Origin of the sequence: Pararcticibacter amylolyticus (assembly GCF_003130405.1) — a bacterium.
GTDB classification, from domain to species: Bacteria; Bacteroidota; Bacteroidia; order Sphingobacteriales; family Sphingobacteriaceae; genus Arcticibacter; species Arcticibacter amylolyticus.
This window is the reverse complement of record NZ_QEAS01000077.1, coordinates 1-1,199: the sequence shown is the minus strand read 5'-3', so window position 1 is coordinate 1,199 and position 1,199 is coordinate 1. Positions and strand designations below refer to the sequence as shown.

Sequence of the window (1,199 nt, the reverse complement as noted above, 5' to 3'; positions counted from 1 at the left end):
CTTACCCAGTTTTCATCTTTGCTGATGGTGAGGTACAGCTGGCTGGCCTGATAGTTCCCGCTGGTGGTCAGGTTCCTTTGGTGCTGCTGGCCTGCCGTGGTGACGGCTTCTGCCCGGTACAAGCGCACGGCACGGTCTCCGCTGGCGGTATTGGTGCTGTATTCGGTCTTGCCGGTATGGCCTGATCCGCTCACGCCGCTGGTGCTGAGCTGCCATGCTGCGCCGGGGGCGCCTTGTTCTTCTACCCTGTTCAGGGGCGAAGGCTCAAAGCGGGTTTGGGCAAAGGGGTATGGAATGGGGCTCACTCCTGATCCGGGGGACGTGTAGTAAGCGGGCTGACTGGTGAGGGCTGCCGGTTTGTAGGAGCCGGTATTATTGGCATCGGCATATCCCAGGTATTTCTTTGCTTCCCGCCCGAAGACGTCGTATTCGTTGGGGACCACCAGGTCCCTATTCTGTGAAGGGGCTCCTTTATACTGTACGGTCTGAAGGGGCCTGCCCAGGCCATCGAAATACTGGATGGTGGACTGGACATCGTTGGCGCTTCTGTTGATCAGGTTGACCGTGCCGTCGAAGGGCTTTCTGGGTGTCATCGTCAGGATGTAGTTCTGGTCCTGGCTGGGCTGGGGGCCTGCGCTGATCACCGCAAAGGTGATGGTGGTACTGCCGGTACCGCTGCTGCTGCGGGCGGTAATGGTATAAGTGGTAGCCGGGCTGGAGGCTGTTGGGGTCCCGCTGATCGTGCCGGTCTCGGAGTTCAGCGTCAGGCCGGCGGGTAATGCGGGACTAATGGTGAAGGCCGGGGTCACGACGATCTTGCGGATCACGTTGCCGGTGTTGTTGCCGACATAGATATTGCCCTGGCTGTCCTGGCAGATCCCGAAGGGGCCGTTCATGCGTACCTGGTCGCCTGAGCCGTTGACAATGCCTGCTGCGGTGGTCCCTGCAAGAGTGCTGACCACGCCTGAGGGGGTGATCTTCCTCACCATGTTGTTGAGCTGGTCGCAGAGGTACAGGTTGCCGGTATTATCGCACAGGATGGCATTGGGCCAGTTGAAGGAGGCGGCTGTACCGGTGCCATTGGCAAAGGCGGCTGTGCCGCTGCCGGCCAGGGTGCTGACTTGTCCGGAGGCGCTGATCTTGCGGACTCTCTGCCCCTGGCGTTCTACTACGTAGAGGTTGCCGGAGGCATCCAGGGC

General features: G+C 60.6%; 1 protein-coding gene. It reads right to left on the bottom strand.

What is annotated here, in order from left to right; translation table 11 throughout:
- The coding region (locus tag DDR33_RS25115) for a DUF6443 domain-containing protein (protein ID WP_202913853.1) at positions 1-962 on the bottom strand (962 nt) is incomplete at its 3' end.
- Between the last annotated feature and the right edge of the window lie 237 nt (positions 963-1,199).